The sequence below is a fragment of the Acinetobacter sp. C13 genome (assembly GCF_016809775.1).
GTDB lineage: Bacteria > Pseudomonadota > Gammaproteobacteria > Pseudomonadales > Moraxellaceae > Acinetobacter > Acinetobacter pittii.
Window position 1 is genome coordinate 26,213 of sequence record NZ_JAFBJL010000009.1, and the last position, 25,277, is coordinate 51,489.

Annotated in this window: 23 protein-coding genes and 1 pseudogene; 9 read left to right on the forward strand and 15 right to left on the reverse strand. The window is 37.5% G+C overall.

Features of this window, described 5'->3' with window-relative positions; all coding sequences use genetic code 11:
- Positions 1-97 precede the first annotated feature (97 nt).
- The 6 genes from guaD to JGE69_RS17635 all read right to left on the reverse strand — a co-directional run bounded on the left by guaD (position 98) and on the right by JGE69_RS17635 (position 6,434).
- Complete coding sequence (gene guaD / locus JGE69_RS17610; protein WP_017386220.1) at positions 98-1,423, reverse strand: guanine deaminase; 1,326 nt, start codon at positions 1,421-1,423, stop codon at positions 98-100.
- 56 nt (positions 1,424-1,479) lie between these two features.
- Entirely contained in the window at positions 1,480-2,535 is a 1,056-nt protein-coding gene (locus JGE69_RS17615) for an aromatic ring-hydroxylating oxygenase subunit alpha (RefSeq protein ID WP_199114262.1), read from the reverse strand.
- A gap of 292 nt (positions 2,536-2,827) precedes the next feature.
- Positions 2,828-3,988 (reverse strand): glutathionylspermidine synthase family protein, encoded by a 1,161-nt coding sequence (locus tag JGE69_RS17620; protein WP_199114260.1) that lies wholly within the window; start codon positions 3,986-3,988, stop codon positions 2,828-2,830.
- A 21-nt stretch (positions 3,989-4,009) separates the two neighbouring features.
- Complete coding sequence (locus JGE69_RS17625; RefSeq protein WP_199114258.1) at positions 4,010-4,375, reverse strand: hypothetical protein; 366 nt, start codon at positions 4,373-4,375, stop codon at positions 4,010-4,012.
- Between the two features lie 188 nt (positions 4,376-4,563).
- Positions 4,564-5,520, reverse strand: a complete 957-nt coding sequence (locus JGE69_RS17630) for a TerC family protein (RefSeq protein WP_000447689.1) — start codon at positions 5,518-5,520, stop codon at positions 4,564-4,566.
- 317 nt (positions 5,521-5,837) lie between these two features.
- Positions 5,838-6,434 (reverse strand): undecaprenyl-diphosphatase, encoded by a 597-nt coding sequence (locus tag JGE69_RS17635; protein ID WP_032056183.1) that lies wholly within the window; start codon positions 6,432-6,434, stop codon positions 5,838-5,840.
- Between the two features lie 136 nt (positions 6,435-6,570).
- Between JGE69_RS17635 and JGE69_RS17640 the strand changes: the two genes are divergently transcribed.
- Positions 6,571-7,821 carry a low temperature requirement protein A gene (locus JGE69_RS17640; RefSeq protein WP_046812934.1) on the forward strand — a complete coding sequence of 417 codons (1,251 nt, stop codon included), beginning with the start codon at positions 6,571-6,573 and terminating at the stop codon, positions 7,819-7,821.
- A gap of 66 nt (positions 7,822-7,887) precedes the next feature.
- Here the strand turns inward: JGE69_RS17640 and mpl are convergent, their stop codons facing one another.
- The gene (gene mpl, locus JGE69_RS17645) at positions 7,888-9,261 is read right to left on the reverse strand and encodes a UDP-N-acetylmuramate:L-alanyl-gamma-D-glutamyl-meso-diaminopimelate ligase (RefSeq protein ID WP_199114256.1); all 1,374 of its coding nucleotides are present in this window, start codon (positions 9,259-9,261) and stop codon (positions 7,888-7,890) included.
- A 240-nt stretch (positions 9,262-9,501) separates the two neighbouring features.
- Between mpl and JGE69_RS17650 the strand changes: the two genes are divergently transcribed.
- Positions 9,502-9,864, forward strand: a complete 363-nt coding sequence (locus JGE69_RS17650; RefSeq protein WP_075384089.1) for a DMT family protein — start codon at positions 9,502-9,504, stop codon at positions 9,862-9,864.
- Positions 9,865-9,934: 70 nt separating this feature from the next.
- Here JGE69_RS17650 and JGE69_RS17655 read toward each other — a convergent pair whose 3' ends face one another.
- Entirely contained in the window at positions 9,935-10,393 is a 459-nt protein-coding gene (locus JGE69_RS17655) for a hypothetical protein (RefSeq protein WP_032005988.1), read from the reverse strand.
- A 228-nt stretch (positions 10,394-10,621) separates the two neighbouring features.
- Here JGE69_RS17655 and purE point away from each other — a divergent pair, with 228 nt between their 5' ends.
- The 3 genes from purE to JGE69_RS17670 all read left to right on the forward strand — a co-directional run bounded on the left by purE (position 10,622) and on the right by JGE69_RS17670 (position 14,248).
- A complete protein-coding gene (gene purE / locus JGE69_RS17660; protein ID WP_002115451.1) occupies positions 10,622-11,137 on the forward strand; it encodes a 5-(carboxyamino)imidazole ribonucleotide mutase in 516 nt (171 codons plus the stop codon).
- Positions 11,138-11,146: 9 nt separating this feature from the next.
- Positions 11,147-12,268 (forward strand): 5-(carboxyamino)imidazole ribonucleotide synthase, encoded by a 1,122-nt coding sequence (locus JGE69_RS17665; RefSeq protein WP_199114254.1) that lies wholly within the window; start codon positions 11,147-11,149, stop codon positions 12,266-12,268.
- Between the two features lie 687 nt (positions 12,269-12,955).
- A complete protein-coding gene (locus JGE69_RS17670; RefSeq protein WP_199114252.1) occupies positions 12,956-14,248 on the forward strand; it encodes a lytic murein transglycosylase in 1,293 nt (430 codons plus the stop codon).
- Positions 14,249-14,312: 64 nt separating this feature from the next.
- Here the strand turns inward: JGE69_RS17670 and JGE69_RS17675 are convergent, their stop codons facing one another.
- The 6 genes and pseudogenes from JGE69_RS17675 to JGE69_RS17700 form a co-directional block, all read right to left on the reverse strand.
- Entirely contained in the window at positions 14,313-14,687 is a 375-nt protein-coding gene (locus JGE69_RS17675) for a hypothetical protein (protein WP_014207668.1), read from the reverse strand.
- Between the two features lie 101 nt (positions 14,688-14,788).
- Positions 14,789-15,801: pseudogene (locus tag JGE69_RS17680) on the reverse strand (M57 family metalloprotease).
- 95 nt (positions 15,802-15,896) lie between these two features.
- Positions 15,897-16,802, reverse strand: coding sequence for a matrixin family metalloprotease (locus JGE69_RS17685; protein ID WP_199114248.1), 906 nt, complete (start codon positions 16,800-16,802; stop codon positions 15,897-15,899).
- 330 nt (positions 16,803-17,132) lie between these two features.
- Entirely contained in the window at positions 17,133-19,073 is a 1,941-nt protein-coding gene (gene dnaK / locus JGE69_RS17690) for a molecular chaperone DnaK (RefSeq protein ID WP_002115449.1), read from the reverse strand.
- A 118-nt stretch (positions 19,074-19,191) separates the two neighbouring features.
- A complete protein-coding gene (gene grpE, locus JGE69_RS17695; RefSeq protein WP_002115470.1) occupies positions 19,192-19,746 on the reverse strand; it encodes a nucleotide exchange factor GrpE in 555 nt (184 codons plus the stop codon).
- A gap of 162 nt (positions 19,747-19,908) precedes the next feature.
- Complete coding sequence (locus JGE69_RS17700; protein ID WP_227602458.1) at positions 19,909-20,802, reverse strand: LysR family transcriptional regulator; 894 nt, start codon at positions 20,800-20,802, stop codon at positions 19,909-19,911.
- A 107-nt stretch (positions 20,803-20,909) separates the two neighbouring features.
- Between JGE69_RS17700 and JGE69_RS17705 the strand changes: the two genes are divergently transcribed.
- Together JGE69_RS17705 and JGE69_RS17710 are read left to right on the forward strand one after the other, a co-directional pair.
- Positions 20,910-21,776: an MBL fold metallo-hydrolase gene (locus JGE69_RS17705; RefSeq protein WP_199114246.1), complete on the forward strand. Its 867-nt coding sequence runs from the start codon at positions 20,910-20,912 to the stop codon at positions 21,774-21,776.
- Between the two features lie 391 nt (positions 21,777-22,167).
- Complete coding sequence (locus JGE69_RS17710; protein ID WP_000733015.1) at positions 22,168-22,398, forward strand: hypothetical protein; 231 nt, start codon at positions 22,168-22,170, stop codon at positions 22,396-22,398.
- A 169-nt stretch (positions 22,399-22,567) separates the two neighbouring features.
- On the opposite strand, the gene JGE69_RS17715 is transcribed toward JGE69_RS17710, so the two are convergent.
- Entirely contained in the window at positions 22,568-22,894 is a 327-nt protein-coding gene (locus JGE69_RS17715) for a hypothetical protein (RefSeq protein WP_017399657.1), read from the reverse strand.
- Between the two features lie 210 nt (positions 22,895-23,104).
- Between JGE69_RS17715 and JGE69_RS17720 the strand changes: the two genes are divergently transcribed.
- Both JGE69_RS17720 and JGE69_RS17725 read left to right on the forward strand, forming a co-directional pair.
- A complete protein-coding gene (locus tag JGE69_RS17720; protein ID WP_199114244.1) occupies positions 23,105-24,175 on the forward strand; it encodes an alpha/beta hydrolase in 1,071 nt (356 codons plus the stop codon).
- A gap of 157 nt (positions 24,176-24,332) precedes the next feature.
- Positions 24,333-24,890, forward strand: a complete 558-nt coding sequence (locus JGE69_RS17725; protein ID WP_199114242.1) for a peptidylprolyl isomerase — start codon at positions 24,333-24,335, stop codon at positions 24,888-24,890.
- The last annotated feature ends 387 nt before the right edge of the window (positions 24,891-25,277 follow it).

Here is a 25,277-nt window from a genome sequence, read left to right on the forward strand (position 1 = left end):
TGGCTGTGAAATTTTATCATTTTGCGGATTATGTCGATCACGCTTTAATGCAAGAGCACATATTCCAAATAATAACAAAAACTTAACAATGCCTTTTTTATTTGGCTGTTTCTTTTTGATAAGCACGGTTTCCATAAATATAAGTCGCCTCAATATTACGGTCATCACCTAAAGTGAATAATGCAAACAATGAATCTTCAACAGATTTGGATTTAGACTGGCGAAGTTCCTGTAATGCTGTTGGCTTGAGATTCAGTACCACAAAGTCTGCTTCTTTACCGACGTTGAAGTTGCCTAACTGATCTTGCAAATCAAGCGCTTTTGCTCCGCCTAGGGTTGCATGATAAAGCGCTTCATAAGCTGAAAGTTTATCACCTTGTAACTGCTGAACCTTATAAGCCTCGTTAACGGTTTGCAGTAAACTAAATGATGTACCAGCACCGATATCTGTACCCAAGCCCACTTTCACTTGTTTTTCCCATGTTTTTTTCAATGGGAATAAACCACTGCCTAAGAACAGGTTTGATGTTGGACAAAATGCGATAGCCGATTGCGTATCATGCATACATTGCCATTCTTGATCTTCTAAGTGAACGCAATGCGCAAATACAGAACGTTTACCAGTCAAGCCATAATGTTGATAAACATCTAAATAACCAGCTTGTTCTGGAAATAAAGATTTCACCCAAGCGATTTCATCTTTGTTTTCACTTAAATGGGTATGGACATACACATCTGGAAATTCTTGTTTTAACTGCCCTGCTCTTTCTAGCTGTTCAGGTGTAGATGTTGGTGCAAAACGTGGAGTAATCGCATAGAGCGCACGGCCTTTACCATGCCATTTTTCAATGAGTGCTTTGGTGTCGCTGTAAGCCGTTTCTGGCGTGTCACAAAGCGCTTCAGGGGCATTGCGGTCCATGAGTACCTTACCAGCAATTAAACGCATCTGAACGTGTTCTGCGGCTTCAAATAAGGCATCAACAGACTCGGGGTGAACTGTACAGAAAACCAGTGCTGTGGTTGTACCGTGTTTCAGTAGTTCTTGAACAAAGAACTGGGCAATTTCACTTGCATATGCTTTGTCCTGAAATTGGATTTCAGTTGGGAAAGTATAAGTATTGAGCCAGCTTAAAAGTTGTTCGCCGTATGCTCCAACCATTTCGGTTTGCGGGAAATGAATATGGGTATCAATAAAGCCAGGTACAATCAATTGTTCTGGATAATGTTGAATCTCAACCCCAGCAGGTAGATACGCCTGAGCGTCTTCCCATGCACCAAACCATTTGATTTTTCCATGTTCACTAACCAATACACCATCTTCCAAATAACGCACTTGATTTGGAATATCAGTTGGCTCAGAGACGGTTTGCTGGATATCTAAAAAACGACCACGCACAACGGTGGTATTTGCGATCAATGACATGGAAAGCCTTTATATTTTCACTTTTTTCGATTGATTGTACCCCAGTTAGCCAATATTTAAACGGTATAACGTTTACTTAGTCCCCATTCAGCCAAAATCCGTCGATAAGTTGTTGATGAACGGTCTGCTTCAAAATGTGCTTCCATCATTAAATCAAGCGGCAGTTCTTCTGGCTTTTGTGATTCGACCATATCTTGGTCTTCGGCAAAAATTTGGGCATTAAATGCATATACCTTTTCTAAATCACCTGTCTGATCAAAGTTACGGGTGAGTGGAACAAATAAACGGGTTTTATTGCTTGAAATAGGACAGCACGCATTCAAGATTTTTAAGACCCCACCTTCTGGAAAATCGACTGTAAGGACGGCTGAAAAAGGTGGATAGACATCAAAGGTGCGCTTCCACAAAAAGCCTTCTGGCTCGAGATGTTTTAGTTCATGTGGATAATTACTGACATTGCTGATATAGACCGTTTTTAAACCATAGTCGGTACGTTCAGTGTGATATTTAGGAACGATGGGATTATCGCGATTCGCAAAGGCATTGTGATGTACCCACGCAAAATGAGCGACATCGATAAACCCTTCAAGTTGACGTCCACTAGAACCACCAATATCGACGAAAGGCGGTAAAATTGATTGATGCTCTGCGTGGTCCCAAGTATCTAATATAGGAATATTGGCTTTAGCAATATTACGACCATGAATACTGGTCCAAATGAGACCATATCTTTGTACAACTGGAAATTTGGTCAGTGAAAAACGATCAGAAATTTTAGTTAGTTCGGGCTGAGCTGGTATTTGAGTACATTTCCCTTCGCTGTTATAGCGTAGACCATGATAAGGGCAGACAATCTCCTCACCATCCACCCAACCTTTGGTTAATGGCACCCCACGATGTGGGCAAATATCTCGAACCAGATGAATTTCCCCACTTTCTGTTTTATATAACGCCATATTGACGTCTAGTAGAGTGACTCGTTGAGGTGTAGTAGAGACATCTTGAGTACGTGCGACGGGATACCAGTGAGTAGATAGAATTTCCCAATCTTTTGCTTCAAAACTGCTGTTACACGGCATGGCAAGGGGCGTTAAAGTTGGAATCGCATTCATGGCATCACTCCTTAAAAAAATCAGGGCTCTCGCGAGCCCTTAAAATCTAGACTTTTTTCTTTTTAGTAGATGCAAAGAGCTTGCCAATATTGATTTTTAATTAAAGAAATAAGAATAAAAGTATTAAATTACATAATATTAAGTCATTTTATTTTTGAATTTTTGTTCTAATTTAGCTTTAAAAATAAATATTCATTATTCGCCATATACGTAAAATGCACTGTTTGATTGCGAATCAAGCATAATAAAAAAGCACCTAAAAAGTGCTTTTTAAAATACCTCTAGGTACTTATTACTCGACAAAATAATGTGCTGCAAAGTGAGCATCATTACCAATAATGTCATAGCAATCTTCACGAATAGACATGCCTGAACATTGATGTCCAACCATCCATAAACCGAGTGTAGGTAGTTGCCCTGAAAATAATGGGGTATCTACCCATTTCTGTACGACATAACCGTATTTGTCATAGTCATCAAAATAAAAGCTACCAGAAGCCGCGCCTTGGTCATGGCCGTCTTGTAAAACTCGAATATTGGCTCCTTCCCTTGCCAAAATCGGCTTTTTCACCCATTTGCCAGACAAAACTTGTTGCTGGTCATACGTATGGGTTTCGACTAATAAGGGATGATTTGGATATCGCTTCCAAAGCTCAACCAAAATCGCTTTATTTGAAAGTAACATTTTCCAGCAGGGTTCAATCCACTGTGTTTGTGGGTGGATATATTGAGAAAATGCTTCTTCCCAGATCCATTCCCATGGGTAGAGCTTAAATATGTTTTGAATGGGCTGATTATGGAGATCAACAAAATCTTGCCCGTTCCAGCCTATGTTCTCCATAGAAAGCTCGGAAACTTGTAGATGAGCTTGATAAGCGGTATCCATTAAGTACTCTAAATTACCCCAGTCTTCCCTTCCGGCTTCCTGACAGGCAGCAAAATGTACATGGCTACCACGCGGTAAAATAGTCTTCCAGCGTTTAATCAGATCTTCATGAATGCTATTGAACTGGTCTCGGTTTGCAATGCCCGAGACTTGTTCTATCCACAGCCACTGCGCGACAGAAGCTTCAAGTAAGCCAGTCGGTGTGTCGGCGTTATATTCCAGCATTTTGATATTTCGCCCATCGTAAGCGAAATCAAAGCGGCCATAGAGCATGGGAGCATTTTGTTTCCACGAATGTTCAATATGGTTTATGGCGACTTCAGGAATTTGAAAATAAGCTGGATAGTTTCCCCGTTGAATGAGTTCTCCTACTACTGCTAAACACATCTGATGCAGTTCATTTGCTGCATCCTCAAGTTGTTCAATCTGTTTAAGGGTAAACTCGTAAGCAACTCCTTCAGACCAGTAAATTGAGCCATCAAGAGAAGGTAAATTAAAATAATCAAAACCAATATTTTGATGTTCCACTTGCCAGTCTGGTCGTGGAGTAAATATTTTTCTTTTCATATTAAGTGAATGCCTAAAGACTTAGCCGCCAAAAGAAAAACCGCTACGACCAAAACCACCACGAATTGGGGATGAAGAAGAAGCGCTTTTCGCCGTACTTGAAATAATTGGTCGGCCTACACTCAAATTGCTGTAAGGATGTAAGGTATTGCCGTGGTAAGAAACTTCCCGATTATTTCGATAATACGCAGGCCCTAAATAGCGACTACCAATATAGCTAGAACCATGTCCACTGGAGCTATTTTCTTGTTTACATGTTTCATTATTCCAGTCGCGAGCACAGTCATATTGGTTGTTATATACGTCTTGTACTAAAGGACCATCATTATGGCTACATGCCGTGAGTAATAGAGGGACAACGACAAGATTAATTTTTTTAGAACGCATGAGACTCCACACATTTTAATAAGTATGTTCGGCATAAAATACCGAATAGCTGTTATCTATTATGTTTCTGATTAGGAAAGATAAATTTTAAGTTGGCATATGATATTAATCTGTTTTTTTAAAGTACAGTCTATTTTGAAAATTTAGATAACAAGGCATCTCACGTGTAGATGCCTTGTTGTGATGAATTAAGACTGTAATTGCTTTTTGTTGTGTCGTAAAGAGAGGTAAGCAGTGATTGCTAACACTATGACGATAAAGCTTAATGAGATCCAGATTGGCATGTGGAATACATCAAGCAGCAACATTTTTGCACCAATGAACAATAAGATGATGCCTAAGCCATACGGTAAGTAATGCAACTTAGTTGCAGCGCCAGCAAGTAAGAAGAACATTGCGCGTAAACCTAAAATTGCCATTAAGTTCGCCGTTAAAACAATAAACGGGTCGCTAGTTACCGCGAAAATAGCAGGAATAGAATCTACTGCGAAAATCACGTCTGAAGCTTCAACCAAAATCAAAACTAGAAATAACGGCGTTGCCCACAATAAACCGTTTTGACGTACAAAGAATTTGTCACCTTCAAGCTGTGGTGTAATACGCATATGGTTACGTAACCATTTTAAGAGCTTGATATCTTCAATATTGGTTTCTTCATCTTGGCCTTTTAAGAACTTAAAGCCTGTATATACCAAGAACGCACCGAAGATATAAAGTACCCAAGAAAACTCTTGAACGAACCATGCACCAATAAAAATAAAGAGGGTACGCAGTACGATTGCGCCTAATACGCCGTAGAGCAAAATTTTACGTTGTAGTGCAGCTGGAATAGCAAACGCTGCGAAAATCATTAACCAGACGAAAACGTTGTCAATTGCGAGGGACTTTTCGAGTAAGTAACCTGCAAAGTATTCCATGGTTTTTTGGTTTGCTAAGGTCACCCCAACTGTTTGTTGTAGGTAAAGCCATAAACCACCACCAAATAGGGCTGCGACGCTTACCCACGCTACACTCCAGTAAGCAGCTTGCTTAATTGAGACATCCTGACCTTGCTTTTGTTTAAAGCCTAAAAAGTCAATCAGGAGCATGACAATGACAATGCCAAAGAATGCTATGTACAGCCATAAATTACCGATTGTTTCCATAAATCCTCCATACATCCGGCAATTGGGCATAAAAAAACCTCGACCAGTTGCCAGATGAATAAACATCTGTATCAACATGATCAAGGTCTTGCCTACATCATGAATTTCACGATGCTCAGATACCGACTTTTTAATAAAAGTGTATTGACGATACCTGACACATAACATTGCTGTTATGTTTGGAGGAGGCTACTCCCCTTGTCAAACTAAATTCTATTTTGGATAAAACATATCCAAGTCCACATAGAATGGCAGATTTTTTTGTATTACGCAACTGAACTTAATGTCGTGGTTTGAATGCAAAAAAGATCTATAGGTTATTTAATCAAACCGCGGTCTAAAAGTGGTTTGCATATAATTTGATAAAGGTGAATACAGAATGCCGTCAAACTTGTACCGTAAGCATTCCAGAAGTAATAACCTGCTGTATTGACTAGTAGTGCGACAATAAAAGCCCCTAACATGTCTAAAGGGAAATGCACACCTAAATAAATACGTGACCACGCCACTACAAATGATAAAAATAAAAGGATAATTCCAATTATTTTGCGCTGAGCAAACAAATAAGATAAAGCAATGGTGCTGAAAATCAGCATATGATTACTTGGAAAAGATGCTGTTGGCGCATGTTCAATAAACGTAGTACCCACACCCATGACAAACGGTCTTGAGTGATGGTAAAACAGAGAAATAACGTAACCGACTAAAAGTGATACGCAGGTTAAAAAGACAGATTTAATGACCCTATTTTTTAAATCTTGATCGCCATAAAACCATAAAAATGTAAGGATGAATAAGAGAATATAGAGGAGATCATTAGCAAAAAAGATAGCAAGACGAATGATAAATTGACTCGCATCCTGAGCCCCATTAATCACATGGAATAAGCTAAGGTTGAGTGTTTCTAAAGACATTCATATTCCAAACAAGAACAAAAAACGTGGGCTATGATAAAGAATTAAGCCTGTTATCTTGATAAAGAATTGTCACAAAAATGAAATATAGTTTGTTTGTGAGTAAAGATTAAACAGCAGGTCTAGATATTTTTTAATGCGTGTTCTGGGCGTTAATATTAAAGTGTTAACGTGTTGGCACTTTATTCGAGAACGTTATTTTATGACTACTCAAGAAAAACAGAAAAAATTAAGCTTGAGGCCCCTATCCCCAAGAGATCCTGATCAGCAGCATAGAGCAGCGACTCCACTCGAATTATTGTTCGATTTAATTTTTGTGGTCGCGATTGCAACAGCGGGTCAGCAGTTACATCATGCAATTATTGAAAATCACCTCTGGCATGCATTACCAAGCTACTTGATGGTATTTTTTGCGCTGTGGTGGGCATGGATGAATTTTTCATGGTTTGCTTCTGCTTACGATAACGATGATGCATTGTATCGGTGCCTTACCTTTGTACAGATTGTAGGGTCATTGGTCATGGCAGCGGGTATCCCTGATGTATTTCGTAGTCAGGATTTTGATGTAATCATTATCGGTTATGTGATCATGCGCATGGCCTTAGTGACTCAGTGGCTCAGAGCAGCAAAACATGATCCTGAACGGCGAGTTACGGCTTATCGCTATGCAATAGGTATAGTCTTAGTACAAATTGGCTGGCTTGTGGCTAACTTTGCTCATGTACTTTCAATACCTCTATTTTTATTTCTGGTTGTAGTGGAATTATTTGTTCCAATCTATGCAGAAAAATATTCTCCAACGCCGTGGCATCCTCATCATATTGTAGAACGTTATGCCCTACTCACAATTATTGTGTTGGGTGAGTCGATTGTCGGTAGTTTTAATGCCATACGTGATGCTTTAGCCGCTCAGTCAATGAATATCCCTGCCATTTTCTTAATGGTCGGCGGATTGATGTTGATGTTCGCAATGTGGTGGGCTTATTTTGACCGTAGCGAACAACACCATCATGTTAAAGGTGTGCGCCCATTTGTTTGGGGATACGGTCATTATTTTGTTTTTGTCAGTATTGCTGCGGTAGGTGCTGCGCTTGCTGCTGCCGTTGATGTTACAACCCATCATGCGCATATTTCTGATTTATATATGGGAATAGTTGTTGCGGTGAGTGTAGTGCTTTATACCACCTGTATTTGGATACTTTATGAGTTCCAATGCTTATCTGGAATCACGAAATGGTTTTATCCAATCACAGCGCTCATTATTTTATGTATTCCGTTTATTTGTAATAACGTGGGATATAGCGTTTTTGCGATGGGCATTGTCTATAGTTTACGTTTAATGGTTTCTAATAAATTTATGGCCAATATAGAGCCAGAAAAGCTTTAAAAGTCACTGATAAAAAATGGGTTTCAATTTGAAACCCATTTTTTATTGAATCATCTAAAGCGAAATTTAAGCAGCTTTTGCTTTTAATGCGCTCATTAATTTTTGATGTAAGCCACCGAAACCACCATTAGACATAATCACAACGGCATCGCCCTCACCTGCTTCATTGACAATACGCTCAATAATTTCATCAAGTGAACGGCTCACTTGAGCATGGTTAGAAGCAGCTTCAATCACAGGTTGTAAATCCCAATCTAAGCCTTCTGGCTGATACCAGATCACTTCGTCTGCTAAGCGTGCTGAATGTGCCAAGCCATCTTTGTGACTGCCCATACGCATCGTGTTTGAACGTGGTTCAATAATGGCCCATAAACGGCGTTCACCTAAGCGTTTGCGTGCGCCATCTAAAGTTGTGTCAATTGCTGTTGGATGGTGCGCGAAGTCGTCATAAACCTCAATGCCATTGACTGTGCCGAGTAACTCCATACGACGTTTCACGCCACCAAAGTTAGACAAAGCTTCACAAGCTTGATCAAGCGCAACACCTACATGTTGAGCGGCTGCAATCGTTGCTAAAGCATTCGCTACGCTATGTTGCCCTGTCATGCTCCATTTCACTTCGCCAACGGCATTGCCATTTTCGAGTACTTTAAAATGGCTGCCATCAATTGAAATTAATTCAGCAGATAAAGCAGCTTTTTCATTTGTCTCTAAACCTGTACGAATCACTGGTGTCCAGCAACCCATTTCAAGCACTTCATCAATATGCGTTTCAGTAATTGGCGCAATAATACGGCCTTCACTTGGAATGGTACGCACAAGATGATGGAACTGTTTTTGAATTGCTGCTAGGTCATCAAAAATATCGGCATGGTCAAATTCAAGGTTATTTAAAATCGCCGTTTTTGGGTGATAGTGAACAAACTTAGAACGTTTATCAAAGAAAGCAGAGTCATATTCATCGGCTTCAACACAGAAGTATTTACCACCGCCTAAACGAGCACTTTCACTAAAACCAAGTGGAACACCACCAATTAAAAAGCCCGGATTTAAACCAGCTTGATCAAGTACCCAAGCCAACATGGTCGTAGTTGTTGTTTTCCCGTGAGTACCTGCTACACCAAGTACATGTTTACCTTGTAAAACATGATCGGCAAGGAATTGTGGACCAGAAATATATGGTAGGCCTTCGTTCAGCATATATTCGACTGCATCAATACCACGTTTCATGGCATTGCCGACAATAACCAAGTCCGGATGAGGCTGTAAATGACTACGGTCATAGCCTTGCATGAGTGTAATGCCTGCATTTTCTAACTGGGTAGACATTGGTGGGTAAACGTTTAAATCGGAACCAGTTACCTTATGTCCTAAATCACGAGCCAAAAGTGCTAAAGAGCCCATAAAAGTGCCACAAATACCCAAGATATGCAGATGCATTGCTCGCCTTCTCCACTGCTTTTGTACACAACATTAAAATGAATTGCTGTGTGTGCATTATTGATAAATTTGCCAGCAACGATAGCAAGGCTAAACTCGAAAAGATAGTCAAAAATCGTTGTTGTTCTATGTGTTTGAGACCCTAATAAAACTACAGCTTTATTTTTTAGATTTAAGCTGAATTACAGTTTTATCTTTTATAATGTTTTGTATCGTTAAAATACTTAAATCATCGTGATGATGAAGGATGTGCCTTTGAGCCCAACGGTTTTAGCTTTTACGCTATTAATTATTTCTAACTGCTTTATGACACTTGCATGGTATGGGCATCTTAAATTTTTGCACCATGCCCCACTTTGGCAAGCGATTCTATTCGGTTGGATTATTGCCTTACTTGAATACAGTTTTATGATTCCAGCCACTCGTATGCTAAGTGCACAAGGCTGGTTACTCGGTGAAATGAAGATCACTCAGGAAGTGGTTACATTGGTCGTGTTTGTACCTTTTATGATTTTCTTGTTTAAGCAACCCTTTAAACTCGATTACTTATGGGCGATGTTATGTCTATTTGGTTGTGTTTATTTCGTATTTAGAAGCCAGTAAGCTCCTATGGCTTGTGAATTAAATGATTTATTCTATTTAATAACAAGCCATAGTTAGTAGACATAACTATTTATTTAGCTGAATACTTACATGCTTTTTTTAGAATTTTAGAAAATTGCTGATCTCTTGGCGTTGGGTCTTCATAGTCAAAAGCATAATTACTGTCTGTTGTAGTTAAACTTAAGGCGCCATCAGGCTCAAAATTAGACATGGCAAAACCATAGGTCTGATCGTCACAGTAAATGCGATATTCAGTAATTGAATATAAATTTCCTACCTCAGTTGCTCCAAGATAATAACCAGTCATCAGAACTGGTTCTCTCTCATCAGTAGCAGATGTTCCAGTAACAATAAATTTCTCTTGGACTTTACCAGTTAATGCTCCACTTTTGATTTCTCCGTTATAACCTTTTTCTTTATTTAAAGTTTTAATGGTTTTTTGAAATTCATCGATGTTTAAATTTACTAAAGCCGCGTAACCCGTTGTTGTGCAAAGTGTGAGTGTTAGGGCTCCAAGAAATTTTTTCATTATTAAGCTCTTATTGATTTGATTAAGCGCGTTATATTAATAAAAATTGAGAATGTGTCACTGTTAAACCATGACATTTTTTGATGATATTAAAAATATTCACAGAGCTAGTCAGTTAAATTTTCGTGAGATGAAAAATCAGTCTATAATAATGGGCTTCCGAACCATTTAAAACTTGGCTCTCGTCGAGATTTATCTTCTTTTACTTTTGTCTCTGGAACATTAGCAATGAATGCGGCCGCAGCACAAGACGCTCAACCTCTCGTTGGAATTATTATGGGTTCTCAATCTGATTGGGCAACTCTCGAAAACACAGCCAATATGCTTAAACAGCTTGGTGTCCCATTTGAAGCGGAAGTGGTATCTGCTCATCGTACTCCAGATCGTTTATTTGAATATGCAGAAACTGCACGTGATCGCGGTATTCAAGTGATTATTGCTGGTGCAGGCGGTGCAGCGCATTTACCTGGAATGTGTGCCGCAAAAACTGATTTACCTGTTTTAGGTGTGCCAGTTAAATCATCAATTTTAAATGGCGTAGACTCTTTGCTTTCAATTGTACAAATGCCAGCAGGTATTGCAGTTGGTACTTTAGCGATTGGTCCAGCTGGTGCAACGAATGCGGCAATTATGGCTGCACAAATCTTAGGTTTAACTCGTCCTGAAATCGCAAAAAATGTTGCTGATTTCCGTGCTGCGCAAACTGATAAAGTTGCAAGCAAAAATATTCCGGGTCAGGTGTAAGAGGCTGAGATGGATAAAACTATCGGTATTTTTGGTGGTGGACAACTGGGCCGTATGATGGCTCAAGCAGCGTTACCATTAAATATTCAATGTACTTTTTTTGAAGCAAATACAGATTGTCCAGCAGGTGTTTTAGGCCAAGTCTTTTCTAGCCAAGATGAGCAAGGCTTAAAGCAGTTTATTGAAAGTGCTGATGTTTTCAGTCTTGAGTTTGAAAATACACCCGTTGAAGATGTGGATGTTTTAACACAAACCAAAACATTGCACCCTCCCCGTGTTGCTTTAGCGACTGCGCAAAATCGTTTGTCAGAAAAAGCACTGTTTGATGAGCTTACTATTCCTGTTGCGCCGTATCGTGCTGTAGATAGCTTAGAAAGCTTGAAAAAGGCTGTTGCTGAGCTTGGTTTACCGATTGTACTTAAGACTGCAACTGGTGGATATGACGGTAAAGGTCAGTTTGTACTTCGTTCAGAAGACCAGATTGATACTGCTTGGGCTGAACTTGGTCCTGCAAAAAGTCTGGTTGCTGAAAGCTTTGTTAAATTCTCTCGTGAAGTTTCAATTATTGCGGTGCGCGGCCAAAATGGTGAAGTAAAAACTTGGCCATTGGCTGAAAACCATCATCATAATGGTATTTTATCGCATTCAATTGTTCCGGCACCAAATAGTGAAGCTTTGCAACCTGTTGCTCAAGACTACATTACACGTTTGCTGAATCATCTCAACTATGTTGGCGTGCTGACTCTAGAGCTATTTGTAACAGAACAAGGTTTGTGTGCAAATGAGATGGCACCACGTGTGCATAACTCAGGCCACTGGTCAATTGAAGGCGCGGTCTGTTCCCAGTTTGAAAACCATATTCGAGCTGTTGCAGGTCTTCCATTGGGTTCAACAGACGTTGTTCGTCCAACGGTCATGATCAATATCATCGGTCAGCATCCTAAAACTGAAGATGTACTTGTCTTAAATGGTGCTCATCTACATCTTTATAACAAGTCTGAACGTGCTGGCCGCAAATTAGGCCATATCACTTTAATGCCCGTGGATAGTAATGAATTGACGAATTTATGCCGTCAATTGGCAGAAATTTTGCCAGAACCACTCGCTTTAAAGGCAGATATGACCCTCTAAAAGTATATTTAATACTCTAAAAAGCGATCTTCAGATCGCTTTTTTTATCTTTTAAATTTAAAAAATAATAGAACATGCATATTTTATGTTTGTGGATAACTCTGATTTAAACTTTTGAATTTAAAAAAAGTTACTGTAATTTGAATTTAAAACTATAAATGACTGTTTTGGGGATTTTGAATTTAAAATTAGTTATCCATAGAAGTATTTTTAAATTTAAATGATAGGGTTGGATGTGCCTTTTTAAATTCAAAAATAGAAGTCTATTGGTATGGGGTTTTGAATTTAAAATTTTTGGCTGATCTTTAAATTTAAAAAAATACGGATTTCTGTGGTGATTGGCTCCAACCTATAATAAAAAATAAGGTGATATAGAATAGGATTAAGAAATAGAAGTGTTTTTGCTCTGTTGTGGATAAAGTTATCCACAATAAAGAGGGGCTTGTAGTTTAAATTTAAAGAGTTACTTTTGAATTTAAACTTGAGTATTGGTTTTGAATTTAAAACTAATAATTTGGATCTAGAGAATTTTAAATTCAAAAATAAAGTAGAAATTTGAATTTAAAACATGGGAAATGAATTTAAAGTAGAGATTATGAATTCAAATTTACGTTTTCTCTCTGAAATTTTGGACTCATAATGGTATGGTACTTACAAATTTAAATTTAAAAATCGAACTAGGATAATATGCGACGTTTTTCTTGTATTGTTGGCTCTGTATTTTTGGCGATGACTCAGGCTCAAGCAGAGCTCGTAATTAATGGTTCTACAATATCTAGCAGTGCTACTGTTCCAGTAGTGACGAGCGAAGATTATACGCCTAATAATAATTTCCAAAGCTGTTTGGCAAATTTACGTTCTCAAGCAATTGCTGCTGGAGTATCGGGTACAACTTATGATCGTTATACCCAAAACTTGACCCCAGATTATTCAGTTATTGATAAATTAAACTATCAACCAGAATTTTCGACACCAATTTGGGATTATCTTTCTGGTCTAGTTGATGAAGAGCGCGTTGAGCTTGGTAAACAAAAACTGGCGCAACATCGAGATGTTTTAAACCGTGCTTCTCAAACCTACGGTGTGCCGCCGGAAACAATTGTAGCGGTGTGGGGTGTTGAAAGTAATTTTGGTGATATTTCTGGAAAATATCCTTTATTGCAAGCACTCGGGACTTTAAGTTGTGAAGGTCGTCGACAAAGTTATTTCCGCACTGAGTTTTTTGCCACTATGCGTATTTTACAACGTGGTGATTTAACCGAAGATCAACTGAAAGGTTCATGGGCTGGAGCATTTGGACACACCCAATTTATGCCATCTACCTATGAGCGTTTAGCTGTTGATTTTGATGGCGATGGCCGTCGAGATTTAGTTTCCAGCACAGCTGATGCACTGGCTTCAACGGCTAATTTCTTAAATAAAGCAGGTTGGCAAACAGGAATGCCGTGGGGTTTTGAAGTCAAAGTTCCCCAAGGTATGTCAATTGATGGAGAAGGGCGACGTTCAAAGAAAGCTTTAAGTAGCTGGAGTGCACGAGGGGTAACCCGAATTGATGGTTCTCCACTTGTTCAAGGAGCTTTATCTGGCAATACTTCAGCGGGTTTAATGGCACCTGCAGGTGTAAATGGTCCAGTATTTTTAGTATTTAAAAATTTTGATGCTATCTACAGCTATAACGCTGCGGAAAGCTATGGACTTGCCATTGCACATCTATCTGATCGTTTAAAAGGTGCTGGTCCATTTGTTGCGTCTTGGCCAACCGATGATCCGGGAACTTCACGTGCAGAACGTCGTGAAATCCAACAGTTTTTGATTAATCGTGGCTATGATATTGGTGCAGTTGACGGCCTTATTGGAGATAAAACCCGCGTAGCTATTCGTCAGGAGCAAACTCGTTTAGGTTTAAATCCAACGGGACGGGCAGGGCAACAAATTTTACGTGCATTCCGTCAAGAACAAGCTCAGAAAATGATGCAATAAGCTGAAAATAATAAAAAAAGGTCTGCTTATGCAGACCTTTTTTATAGGTACTTATATAAGATGATTACTCTAATTTAACTGCTTCCAAAATATCAAAAATAACTGACGTAACATCTTGGCTTAAATCACGATCATTAAAGATTTCATACGCAGTGATCGTGACATCAGTATCACTTGGTAATTGCTTTTGCTCTTCTTCAATTAAATGTTCAATCGGTAACAGAGTCTGTTTTACTTCAAGATGAAGAATATCTTTATATTCGATATTTTCATCCTCAAGCTCGATTTCATGCTCATTGAAAAAGGGAATTAGAATAGAATGGAGATATGGTTTAATTTCAATAATATCAAACAGTTCAATATCGCGAGTCTGTTCAATTGTGCTGATATGATCATTTACTTCAATCAGGATATGATAATAACTCATCTTGATCTCCATTCTATTTTCGTTAGCTCTTATGACCACAATAACATGACTTTGATATCAATTTCGATGTATCTACCTAGAAATAGATACATCATTTTATATCAAGCTTTTAATTACTGAGGTAAAGCACTTAATAGATCACGGTCAGCATCAGTAAGTCCAGTGATTTTTTTGTCACCATCTTTACGTACTGAGTACATCAATGCATTTGGTTGATCACTATGTTTTAAACCAAGTGCATGTCCTAACTCATGAGCAATCGTTAAGCGTAAATCATCAATAGACTTAAACTCATAAATCACAATTTGTTTGCCGTTGTAGATACCTTTTTTAAAGACATCCGCTTGAGCATTTTGCTTAAATTGGTTCAATGAATTATTAAACTCATTATTAATCTGATTAAAATGAGTAACTTTGACATTTAAGTCTTTAGCTTGCTGATTATATGCAGCAATTTCTTTCTTTAAAGCAACAGTTTGTTTTTGCAAATCTTTTTGAGTTTTAGCCAAAGATTTGGCACTATATTCAGGTGCTAATTTTCCTTGGTTAAGTTGCATCATTTGCTGGTCAAAATTTTTCAATTTTTCGTTCAAAATCTGCTTTTTACTTTCAAGGTTAGACTGAGTTTGACTTAAAGTTTGCTTCAATTGCTTAATTTGTTGCTGTTCATCAATTACACGTTGCTGTTCTTGTTGGAACTGAGTTGCGATTTTTTGACGCTGTTCAGAACGGCTTTGGCTATTATCGTAAACTAAGCGAATTTCTAACTTTGCATTTGGATCATAAGTAAAATAATCATGTCCAGTGCCTTGTTTCCAAATGTCCGCAGCTTGTTGACTAATTTGAATCAACTGGTCTTGGCTTAAACCAAAACGTGGATCAATATCAGCAATTTTATAAGTCAAATGTTGACCTGTTGTTTGCTGGATTTGAGTATGAGCTGGAGTTGCAAGATTAGCATTAGCCTGAAAATTAGAAAAAGCAAAGGCTACGCCTAATAACAAAGATGTTAAACGCATAATCGAAGGGGGGGGAGATTTTAAAAAAAACGTATTATAAGAATATAAAATGAAAAATCAATCAAAAAATGTACGATTTGGATAAATAAATGAGACTTTAGTCTCATTATTTTTTACCAAATGCCAAATTATTTTTTAGAAAAAATTTAATATATTTCTTTTTATTTAGCTTTTTTAATCATTTAACTTTAATGATTTTTCCTTAATTTGGTCTATAAATTGAACCTAATAAATCTAAATCTGAATCTGTTAATTTAAAGTTATGAATATCTTGCTCTTTTAAATAGGGATACATTAAAGATTTTGGGTTGGTAGTATGTTTTAGACCTAAAGCATGCCCAAGTTCATGAGCAAGGGTCAAACGTAAGTCATTTAAAGAAGCATAGCCGTAAATCTGGATTTGGTTTTGACTGAATAATCCTTTATGGAAGGGTTGAATACTCGATTTCTGGTCTAGCTTGAATTGTGTTTTTAAAGCGCTTAAATCACTTTGCTCTCGATTTAGCTCTTTAATCTTTAAGTTAAGTGCTTGAATTTTAAAATTTAGACTATTGGATTCATTTTGTAAATCTTCCGATTTTTGCTCTAGTTGTTTTTGCCATTCTTTTAAATTATTGGCACTAGAGTACAGATGTTCTCCTTGATTAAAGCGCGTTACCTCTTGTTGATATTGTTCAAACTCAACTTTTAGACTGACCTTTTTCTTGTTCAAATCAGTTGATAGTTGAGTAACTTGCTGTTTGTTTAGAACAATTTCTTCATTTTTAATGCGCAAAGCTTCCTGCTTTTGCAAAAGTGCATCCAAATTGTTTTGTTGCTCATCTTTAATCATTTGATGGTCATCATAAATTAAGTTAATTGACAATTGAGCCTGTGAATCGTAAATAAAATAGGTCTTCCCAGTTTCTTTTTGCCAGATTTCAGCAGCTTGTTGGCTTACCTCAACTAATTGTTCTTTAGTGAGTTGAAATCGCGGATCAATAAAAGCAATTCGGTATTTTAAAGGCTGATGAGATGAATTAATTGGCAGATTGCTTTGAGCAAAAAGTGTTGTTTGTAAGCCCATGCATAAGCATAAGCTCAATCCCCACCATAGAAATTTTTTCATGGCAAAATAAAAAAATATAAATAAATCTTATTGTTAGCTACTTAATTTAATTCGTCAAAATGATAAAAATCTCAATAGATTAGGTAGCGTTTGTGATATTCGTCGAAAAATTAAAAAAGATGTTCTCAGACTTGGCAATAATCAAATAATTAATGTAGTAAATAACAGTGGTTTTTTAACAAAAAAATATTATTTAAAATTAAATATTTAGTTTTTATCATTGATCTTTCTGACAGAAATTTTTGAATAATATTATTAAAAAACTTATTGTTACTTTTTGTAAATAATAAAAAACCGCGCCTAAGCGCGGTTTTTTGTTAAAGAAACAAATTATTTTTTGTCATCTTTAACTTCAGTGAACTCAGCGTCTACAACACCATCATCTGCTTTTTGTTGACCCGCATCACCACCTTGGAATGCATTTGGATCAAAGCCTTCAGCACCACCAGCTTGTTGCGCTTGTTCATAAGCACGTTGAGTGATAGGCATCAAGATGTTTTGTAAAGCTTCAGTTTTCGCTTTGATATCTTCTACATCATTTTCTTTTGTTGCTGCTTCAAGTTCAGAAACAGCAGTGCTTACAGCTGTTTTTTCATCTTCAGTAACTTTATCACCAAGATCTTTAACAGCTTTGTTCGAGCTTGAAATTAATGCATCAGCTTCGTTACGAGCTTTTGCAAGTTCTTCAAACTTACGATCTTCTTCAGCATTCGCTTCAGCATCTTTAATCATTGCTTCGATTTCAGCATCAGACAAACCTGAGTTCGCTTTAATCTGGATCGATTGCTCTTTACCAGTGCTCTTATCTTTAGCAGATACTTTCAAGATACCATCAGCATTGATGTCGAAAGATACTTCAATTTGTGGCACACCACGTGGAGCAGGTGGAATATCGCCTAATTGGAAGTTACCCAACAATTTGTTTTGTTGAGCCATCTTACGTTCACCTTGGTAAACAGAAATGTCTACAGCAGGCTGGTTGTCAGCAGCAGTAGAGAACACTTGTGATTTCTTCGCAGGAATCGTCGTGTTTTTTTCAATGATTGGTGTTAATACACCACCCATTGTTTCAATACCTAAAGTTAATGGTGTTACGTCTAATAAAAGAACGTCAGTTTTGTCACCAGACAATACCGCACCTTGAATCGCAGCACCGATTGCAACTGCTTCGTCAGGGTTCACGTCTTTACGTGGCTCTTTACCAAAGAATTCTTGTACTTTTTGTTGTACAAGTGGCATACGAGACTGACCACCAACCAAGATCACGTCAGAGATGTCTGAAGTCGAAAGACCAGCATCTTTAAGTGCGATTTTACAAGGCTCAATAGTGCGAGCAACTAAATCAGCAACTAAACCTTCAAGTTTCGCACGTGTTACATTGATCACTAAGTGTTTAGGACCAGTTGCATCTGCAGTGATGTATGGAAGGTTGATTTCAGTTGCATTTGATGAAGAAAGCTCGATTTTTGCTTTTTCAGCAGCTTCTTTCAAACGTTGTAACGCAAGTGGATCATTTTTCAAGTTCACACTTTGTTCTTTCTTAAATTCTTCAACTAAGAATTCAATTAAGGCGTTATCAAAGTCTTCACCACCAAGGAAAGTATCACCGTTTGTTGATAACACTTCGATTTGTTGGTCGCCATCAAGGTCTGCGATTTCAATGATTGATACGTCAAAAGTACCACCACCTAAGTCGTAAACTGCAACTTTACGGTCGCCTTCTTTTTTGTCCATACCGAACGCAAGTGCAGCAGCAGTTGGTTCGTTAATGATACGTTTAACGTCTAAACCAGCGATTTTACCCGCATCTTTAGTTGCTTGACGTTGAGCATCGTTAAAGTAAGCAGGAACAGTAATAACTGCTTCAGTAACTGTTTCACCTAAATAGTCTTCTGCAGTTTTCTTCATCTTTTTCAAGATTTCAGCAGAAACCTGTTGAGGCGCTAATTTTTTATCGTTTACTTCAACCCAAGCATCGCCATTGTCTGCTTTGATGATTTTATAAGGTACAAGACCGATATCTTTTTGTACCGCTTGATCTTCATAACGACGACCGATTAAACGCTTGATAGCGAATAATGTATTTTTCGGGTTAGTTACTGCCTGACGCTTAGCACTTTGACCTACTAAGATCTCGCCATCTTTATAAGCAATGATCGATGGAGTTGTACGTGCGCCTTCAGCGTTTTCGATTACTTTTACTTTATCGCCTTCAAGTACAGCAACGCATGAGTTGGTAGTACCTAAGTCAATACCAATAATTTTTGCCATGTGACGTTTTCCTCAAAAATTCTTTTGCAATGTTTTTGCTTGTTATCCGATATGAGAGTGAATCTATTTTTTTCAAGCGTTTTAGCGAAAAAAAATCTAAAAACTCTCAAAAAATTATTTATTGACCAACCATAACCATAGCAGGGCGCAATAAGCGACCATTTAACGTATAGCCCTTTTGTAAAACGCTACCGATTTCATTCGCTTTAGCATTTGGGTCAATACCTACAGCTTGATGTAAATCCGCATTGAAGCCATTTTTCGTATCAGCTTCTACAACACCAAATTTTTCAAGTGTGGTTAACAGCGACTTCAAGGTCAGTTTAATACCTTCAAGTACTGGTGTTTCTTCATCACCAGCCGCTTGAATTGCACGCTCTAAATTATCAACAGAATCTAGTAACTCTTTTGCAAATTTTTCAAGCACAGTCTCTTTATGCTTGTCAGACTCACGTTGAATACGCTCTACACTTTTTTGTGCTTCGTAAACTGCATTTGCAGTACGTGCTTTTTCAAGTTTTAGGCTTTCTTCTAATTTGGTGATTTGCGCTTGTAAAGATTCAACGGTAACGTCGTTTGCTTGCTCTACACCTTCAGCCTGAGTTTGCTCATTAGATTGCTCTGCTTGCTCGTGTTGAATGTCTTGAGCTTGCTCATTTTGCTCATTAGCCATTGATGATCTCCGTTTAAATGGGTTTTTAAACATGTACAGTCCTTTTGGCATCAGCATTTACTGGGTAAAACCTGAACTGCCATGCATATGCTGTAATTCATTAATAGGGATGAAGTATGGGCATTGCCTAAAAATTCAAGCGTACACGGCAATTTAAAACTTTTAATTTTGCGGTTTTAAGTAAAAATCTAAATTTTCGATCATAAAAGCAATAAATTCCTGAGTTATTTTGGGTAAATGTTGTCTTGAAGCATATACCACCGACAAACTTAATTCGGGAGCCGAATAGTTTTTAAATAAAGGAACCAATCGTTTTTCTTTTAAATCTTTTTTAACTAATAAAGTCGGTAACATTGCCACACCTTGAGCATGTAAACACATGTCATAAACAGCATTTACATCATTACTTTTAAAGGTGACGTTCAAAGGATAATTCTGAGGTTGCTGTTCAGTATCAAAAAGTGTCCAAAATTGATGTTGGCTATGGTGAGCTAAACATTCATGTTGAATTAGTTGTCTTGGATGGGAGAGGGGACTGTGCTGTTTTAAATAATCAGGATGAGCACAGAAAACAGACTCGATTTGACAAACTGGTCTCGCAATTAAACCATCTGCAACTTTTTGCGTTATACGTAAAGCTAAATCGACCTGTGCATCAATTAAGTCCATTGTATTTTCAGTCAGATATACATCAAATTGAATATGTGGATGTTGCTGTTTAAATTGGCGAATACATTCTCCAACCCCTAATTGAAATAAAAATAAACCACAGGTAAAACGAATCGTACCATTATGTTGTTCAGGTGCAGCTAGCTCTTGTAAAAGTTGCTGTTGTTGTAAAATATTCTCACAGTAGAGTAGGGCTTTTTCACCTGCTGGTGTGAGAGATATTTTTCGTGTATTTCTTTGAAATAGTCGAGTTGAGAATGTGTGCTCTAGGTGCTCAAGATAGCGTGAAACCATGGCACGGGAATAATTTAGGTGTTCTGCGGCTTTGGTTAAATTGCCATGCTGAGCAATAGAAACAAAGACGTGTATGGCTTTTAATGTGTCCATATACTTTATCATTGTTACAATATGTGCAACAGTTTATCTTAATTTAGTGCATTTACCTTACAAGAATTGCAATTTAAAGTATTTCTCATGAATTTGGAGAATACATAATGAAATTTTTTAAATTAACTGCTTCAGCCCTAGCAACTGCCACTGCTTTAACGGTAGCTTCCTCAGCTTTTGCGCAAGATTTGAAGATCCAAAGTTTTCTGGCTAAACCCGAACATTTCGGCGTGACTTCTACTTTAATTGAAGGCGATAAAGAAGTTCTGTTGGTGAATGCACAATTCTCAAAATCTGAAGCATTACGTATTGCTGCCGATATTCTCGATAGCGGTAAAACACTAAAGACAATTTTCGTAAGTTATGGCGATCCGGACTATTACTTTGGCTTAGATGTATTTAAACAATACTTCCCAAATGTACAAATCATTGCAACACCAAAAACTGTTAAACATATCCAAGATACTCAAGCGCTTAAAGTAAAATACTGGAGCCCACAAATGGGTGCAAATGCGCCTAGCCAAATTATTGTGCCTCAAGCTTATGCTGCTAAAACTTTAAAACTAGAGAATGAGTCAATCGAGATTAAAGGTAAGAAAGAACTTACTTATTTATGGATTCCTTCTTCGAAAGCTGTTGTAGGCGGTATTCCAGTATCTTCAGGTATTCATTTATGGATGGCAGATACACCAAAAGTTAAAGATCGCAATGAAGTGATTCAAGCTTTAGAAAGTATTAAATCACTCCAACCTCAAACTGTTGTTCCCGCTCATATGGTTGAGGGAGCTCCACAAGGTTTGGATGCGGTTAACTTCTCTATCGACTATCTCAAGAGCTATGAGAAAGCGGTCAAAGTAAGTAAAAATGCGAGTGAGCTAAGTCAGCTCATGCAGAAACAATATCCAACATTAAAGAGTGTAGATAGCCTAGAGCTAGGTGCAAAAGTTGTAAAAGGCGAGATGCAATGGCCATAATTAAAATCGAAACACTATAAATTTTTAAAAAAGCCGTGGTCTATCCCCGGCTTTTTTTATGAAATAAGGTATTTTCAAGTAAAAAGTCTCTGTAACATTCTACGTGCCTTATATAGCGTTTCTATGAAGAGAAAATTTTTAACGAGAGTAAAAGGCTAAGATAAAAATTAGAAATTGATAAAAATAAACAAAAGCTTAAGTTATAGCTTCTATATAAAAGGTAGAGGTGAGGCTAAGGAAGAGGTTTTAATAAAAAATTGCACAATTTGTACTTCTATTACTACAAAAGACAACCAATGATACGCACGCCAGAAAAAAAAATTGTGAATTATAGGCAGCGCGAAGATGAACTTTGCATTTAAATGTTTGTCGTAATGAAAGGAAAGTGATTATGAAAAAATTAGGTCTTATCTCTGTAGTACTTGCTGGTGTTGCTTTTACAGCTGTTGGTTGTGCATCTGAAGCTGGCTTAAATGCATCAGGTTCAGCTCAAACTAGCGCTAGCCCATCTGGCGTACAAGCTGGTGTTGGTGTAGATGCAGGTGTTTCTGGTCAAGCACAACCAGGTCAAGTTGATGCTGGTGCTTCTGGTTCTGTTTCAGGTTCTGCAACTGCTCAGTAATTCTTAGCGATAAGAACAGTTAAAAGATTATAGAGTACATATATTCAAGATGCCGATTTATATATGAAATGAGCTGCTACTCATTATTCTATAGTCAAGAGAATGTGGATTTATCAACAAAAAAGCCCCAAGAGATTTTTTCTTTGGGGCTTCCATATTCTAATAGATTTTAGTCATCATCATGATAATCTCTATGATTGTGATCACGATCTTCTAATCTTTTCTTCTCCCATTCACGGTGTCTTTTTTCCCACTCACGACGATTTCTATCCTGTTCGCGAGCATCTTTACGTTGTTGTTCGTATATTCTCTTACGCTCTTCCCAACGTTTTCTTTCCCAGTCACTATAGCGACGTCCATCATTGCGGTCATAGCGATCATCATCATGATCATGGTAACCATAACCACCGCGGTAATAAGGATCATCTGTATAAGCAACACAACCTACAGTTAAAAGACTTGTTGCTAATAAAGTAACAACTAGTTTTGCTGACATAGCACAATCTCCTTTTGTCTGTTAACAATAATTGGCAAAAAAGTCCTGTTTTAAACGACAGATTTGTTAATGACATTTGCTATAAATCAGATTAGCGTAGATTGGTTTTTACCTTTGTATCTTGATTACATGAGTTGTATGCGAATATAGTCAAACAACAAAGAATTCTGTAGAAAATATGAAGGATAAGAGGAATTCATGGAGATAGGCATGACAGCATTTAATCAAAAAATTCAAACATTGCTAGATAAGTGCCAAGGGCCTGCTGCTCGAGCTCTTGATAAGTTACCTCGATTAGCCCAAGAATCACTTGCCAAAATCCTTGGATATGCCTACCAATACCCAGAGCTCGACTCGTTTACTAAATGTATGATGGCCGTACAAATTAAACAGGGACGTATTGGTTTCATTGGTTCAGATCCTATTGAGTCTAGACGGCAGTTTGATACACAAATGTTGGCTATACGCCAGAAATCAACTGAAATTGATTCAGTAGAAGACATTCGTTTGCCGCTTCAAAGTGGAACTGTTTTCGCAAGACACTATCATCCTTCACCGAATAAAAAATTACCTCTGATTGTTTTCTACCACGGGGGAGGGTTCGTTGTAGGTGGTTTAGATACTCATGATGAGGTTTGTCGTATATTGGCAAAATATGCAAAAGTACAAGTACTCAGTATTGATTATCCACTTGCACCTGAGGTCTCACCTCAACATTTAATCCAATCATGTGAAGATGCATTAGCTTGGGTATATCAAAATCGCAGACAACTAAAAATATTAAAAAATCGTATTGCTGTAGCAGGGGATAGTGCAGGCGGCAATATCAGTACGGTTGTGGCTCAACGATCAGTAAATAAACCTTATGCTCCACAAGCACAGCTTCTCATTTACCCTACAGTTGATTTTAAAAGCCGACATCCTTCTTTTTATGCTTATAACGAAGGATTAGTTTTGACGGATAGCGATATTAATTATGTCACTCAATATTATGCAACTCAGCATAATGTAGAATTAGACGATCCGATTATTTCTCCAACCTATGGTAATTTGAAAAAGAACCCGCCAGCTTTCGTGATTACGGCTGGTCATGACGTATTGCATGATGAAGCGAAAATTTATAGCTATAAGCTAAGACAAAATGGCGTCAAAATGCATTATGAAGAATATCCAGATCAAACCCATGGTTTTATAAATTTGACACCTATTTCTAAAAAGGCAAAAAGATATACTATCGAGATCAGTAAGAACTTCAGAAAGTTCTGGGATAAAAATAGTTAAACAAAAGCTTAGTCCATGTTTCACGTGGAACGTGGACTAATACTTTAATCCAAAATATAAAGCACTAAATAAAAGATAATAAATACTCACTAGAATTCTTTTATATAGATGATTAAATTTATCATTTATTAAGTTTGGCATTTTGTTGTAGGAAGATATGAAAAAATTATTAATGTTATGTTGTTTGGGTATAAGCAGTCATTCAGTATGGGCTGACACCTTAGTTGAAATGCAAACGAATTTGGGTAATGTTGAAATACAACTTTATGATGATAAAGCACCAAACAGTGTGAAGAATTTTAAAGACTATATAAAGTCAGGCTTTTATAAAGATACAATATTTCACCGTGTAATTCCTGGTTTTATGGTGCAGGGCGGTGGACTTACTGCAAATATGCAGGAAAAGACTACGCGAGCACCTATCAAAAATGAAGCTGGGAATGGAATTGCTAACACACGAGGAACTTTGGCAATGGCCCGTACAGCAAATCCTGACTCAGCTACTAGTCAGTTTTTCATAAACGTTGCAGATAATAATTTTTTAAATCGCTCTCCGGGTAATCCTGGTTATGCAGTTTTTGGAAAAGTAATTAAAGGAATGGATGTGGTTGACCGTATTGTTCAGGTCCCTACATCAAACTATGGCATGCATCAAAACGTACCAAAACAGTCTATAAAGATAGTAGATATAAAGTTTAAAACTCTTCAAAAATAAATTAATCATAAAAATCATATATTTGTGTATTTTTGAGATTTTTTTTGGCTGAAAAAGAACCGGTCGAACGTACATATTTATAAAAGTGCTTGCGTACCAGTTTTTTTTCCCTATAATGCACTCATCCCGACGCGATACACGAGAATATCTTAGCTTACAGGGTTAAGATGAAAGCTTAGTATTGCGTTGAATTCTGTCTCTGACGAAGAGCAGAAAAATCATTAAGAGAATTGAAGAACAACTTGTGTGGATTTTTACTGATTGATTAATCGAAATAATTTTCATTGATTGATTGGTTTAAATTACTCGAAGTTTATTTGAGCGAAATTTAAGTCAGTAATTGATGAGCCAGAATTGGTACCTTGTCTTTAAATAAGGTACAAAATG